Annotated in this window: 2 protein-coding genes; both read right to left on the bottom strand. The window is 42.0% G+C overall.

Annotation, left to right across the window (positions count from 1 at the left end; translation table 11 throughout):
- Window positions 1-1,167 (bottom strand): PolC-type DNA polymerase III N-terminal domain-containing protein (locus HT729_RS11695; RefSeq protein ID WP_172932040.1); only part of this gene is annotated, 1,167 nt, incomplete at its 3' end.
- Between the two features lie 103 nt (window positions 1,168-1,270).
- Window positions 1,271-3,352 (bottom strand): elongation factor G, encoded by a 2,082-nt coding sequence (fusA, locus tag HT729_RS11690; protein WP_172931965.1) that lies wholly within the window; start codon window positions 3,350-3,352, stop codon window positions 1,271-1,273.
- Window positions 3,353-3,619 lie beyond the last annotated feature (267 nt).

Genomic DNA, 3,619 nt, shown 5'->3' with positions numbered 1-3,619 from the left:
AGCCGCCTTATAGCCGTGTGGGANAGACTGAACATTTCCATGGTCCGTGATGGCAACCGCCTTGTGTCCCCACTTAGCAGCTGTCGCAACGATTTCTTCAACCTCTGGTAGAGCATCCATGGTCGACATGTTAGTATGAGCATGAAACTCAACCCGACGCTCACCTTCTGGCATCAAATCCTTCCGCTCATAGTGAACAACTTCCTGCACATCCTGCACGTTCATAGTCAAATCGCGTGTGAAGTTATTCATCTCCACATTCCCACGAACTCGGAGCCAAGAATTTTTCTTAATTAAATCAAACTTCTGAGCTTCTTCCTCGTTCTTAACCCACTTTTGCATAGAAAAACTTGAAGTGTAGTCTGTCATTTTAAAGTTGATCAAAACACGCCCTGTTCTGGTCACTTTTTGCTCCACATCAAAAACAACCCCTTCAAAGACCAGACGATTTTCCTCCGTCGTCACTTCGATCATAGGAGTAATCTCCGCCTTGTCCAGCTTAGGTTTAGCTACAGCTTTTTTGGCTTGAAAATCAAAGGCTGGTTTCTCTTCTGCTGGAGGTGGTGCCATCAGTTCTAGTTGTTCCATAGCACGGAGCGCTTCCTCATTGGCAGCTTGAACAATCTGCTTATTTTCAGCATGAAAGGCCTCTTCCTGCTCTTGGGTCAGGACATCATTCTTCTCGACTTGACAATTAAAAGTTGGAAAACCAAACTTTTCAAGTTGTTTCGCTAAATTAGGAAGATGATTTTTCTTAAAGTGTTCCTTATCAATCGCCTCTGAACCTTCAATAAATAGTTGATTGCCTTCAGCACGAACTTGTAAATTTTGATAAAGGGACTTAAAACCTTGACTAGCACATGGCCCTTCAGAAAAAGCTTCTCTATAATAGGCCTGCAAGAGCTGATTTGAAAATTCTTGAGACCGAGCCTTGATTTCGAAAACAGCTTTATTGCCTGTCTTAAAAAATTCTTCGCTCAAACCTTTCTTTAATTCTAAAAAGATTTCAATCGGTAAAATATTAGAAAATACGAAATGAAACTCCCATACCTTACTAACTTTATGAACCACAACTCGCTCAATATCGGCCTGTGATAAAGCAGGATCCTGTCTCATTTCAGCAGGCATCCCCAGTTGATTCATCAAAATTTCAAAACTGTTTGACATTCATTTTCCTCACATTATTCTCCTACTATTTTACCATATTTAGAGGTATTTTCTAAAGACAAAAGGAAGCCACTAAGTGACTTCCTTCTAGAGTGAGGACAGATTAGTCTTCACCTTTGTTTTTCTTAATAATTTCTTCTTGTACTGACTTAGGTACATCTTCGTAGTGGTCAAATACCATCATGAATGTACCACGTCCTTGAGATGCAGAACGAAGAACTGTTGCGTAACCGAACATTTCAGCAAGTGGAACGTAAGCACGAACGATTTGGCTGTTACCATGTGCCTCCATACCATCTACACGTCCACGACGAGCAGTTACGTGACCCATAACATCACCAAGGTTTTCTTCTGGAACAGTGATTGTTACAAGCATCATTGGTTCAAGGATAGCTGGTTGTGCTGATTTAGCAGCTTCTTTAAGGGCAAGTGAAGCCGCGATCTTGAAGGCAGTTTCAGATGAGTCGACATCGTGGTATGAACCATCGTAAAGCTTAGCTTTAACGTCAACCATTGGGTAACCTGCAAGAACACCGTTAGCCATAGATTCTACCAAACCTTTTTCAACCGCTGGGATAAATTCACGAGGAACCACACCACCGACAATTGCGTTTTCGAATTCGAATCCTTTACCTTCTTCGTTTGGAGTAAATTCAATCCATACATCACCGAATTGACCTTTACCACCAGACTGACGTTTGAAGAATCCACGTGCTTGAGTAGAAGCGCGGAATGTTTCACGGTAAGATACTTGAGGAGCACCTACGTTCGCTTCAACTTTGAACTCACGACGCATACGGTCAACAAGGACATCAAGGTGAAGCTCACCCATACCAGAGATAACTGTTTCACCAGTTTCAACGTTTGTTTCAACGCGGAATGTTGGATCTTCTTCAGCCAATTTTTGAAGGGCGATACCCATCTTGTCTTGGTCTGCTTTAGATTTTGGCTCAACCATCAATTGGATAACTGGTTCTGGAACGTTGATTGACTCAAGGATGATTTTAGCTTTTTCATCTGTCAATGAGTCACCAGTAGTAGTATCTTTCAAACCAACGGCAGCAGCGATATCACCTGAATAAACAGTGTCGATTTCTTGACGGCTGTTTGCGTGCATTTGAAGGATACGTCCGATACGTTCACGTTTACCTTTAGAAGTGTTCAATACGTATGAACCTGATTGAAGCACACCTGAGTACACACGGAAGAATGTCAAACGACCTACGAATGGGTCAGTCATGATCTTGAAGGCAAGAGCTGCAAATGGCTCTTCATCAGATGCTGGACGAGTTTCTTCAGCGTCTGTATCTGGGTTAATACCTTTGATTGCTGGGATGTCAAGTGGGCTTGGAAGGTAGTCAATAACCGCATCAAGCATCAATTGAACACCTTTGTTCTTGAAGGCTGAACCACACAATACTGGGAAGAATTCAACGTTGATAGTCGCTTTACGGATACCAGCTTTCAATTCTTCGTTAGTGATTTCTTCACCTTCAAGGTATTTCATCATCAAATCTTCATCAGTTTCAGCAACTGCTTCAATCAATTTTTCACGGTATTCTTGAGCTTGGTCAAGGTATTCAGCTGGGATGTCTTCTTCAAGGATATCTGTTCCAAGGTCGTTCGTATAGATTTCAGCTTTCATCTTGATCAAGTCGATGATACCACGGAAGTCATCTTCAGAACCGATTGGCAATTGGATTGGGTGGGCATTTGCTTGAAGACGATCGTGAAGTGTGCTTACAGAGTAAAGGAAGTCAGCACCGATTTTGTCCATTTTATTGGCAAATACGATACGTGGAACTCCATACTCAGTTGCTTGACGCCAAACTGTTTCAGTTTGAGGCTCAACACCTGATTGTGAGTCAAGAACGGTAACCGCACCATCCAATACACGAAGAGAACGTTGTACTTCGATTGTGAAGTCCACGTGTCCTGGTGTGTCGATGATGTTTACGCGGTGGTTGTTCCATTGAGCTGTTGTTGCAGCAGATGTGATAGTGATACCACGTTCTTGCTCTTGCTCCATCCAGTCCATTTGTGACGCACCTTCGTGAGTTTCACCGATTTTGTGGATTTTACCAGTGTAGTAAAGAATACGCTCAGTAGTTGTTGTTTTACCGGCATCGACGTGAGCCATGATACCGATATTACGAGTTTTTTCAAGTGAAAATTCGCGTGCCATGAGGTTTGTTTCTCCTATTTATTTTTGATTTCTATTCTATTATAACACGATTTTAATAAAAACGGATAGGCAGGACCTACCCGTTCTCAATGTTTTCATGCTATTGTTGGTTTCAACTTACGAGATGGTAAGTTGAGTTATAGCTAATACTAATCGATTTAGCTAATTTGAACTCGGGCTAAAGTTAGTTAGCCGATTTGAGCTGGAACGGGATGCTGTGTGAAAAAGATAAACTTCCTTGTATTCGTCGAATACTGCGGCAGTTTC

Origin of the sequence: Streptococcus sp. 79, assembly GCF_013277425.1 — a bacterium.
In the GTDB taxonomy this organism is placed as follows: domain Bacteria; phylum Bacillota; class Bacilli; order Lactobacillales; family Streptococcaceae; genus Streptococcus; species Streptococcus pseudopneumoniae.
Note: the sequence above shows the minus strand (reverse complement) of the source record. Positions and strands in the feature narration are given on the sequence as shown.

Coding starts and splice junctions, on each gene's coding strand:
- fusA (WP_172931965.1), bottom strand. CDS start 3,352: ATGGCACGCGAATTTTCACTTGAAAAAACTCGTAATATCGGTATCATG.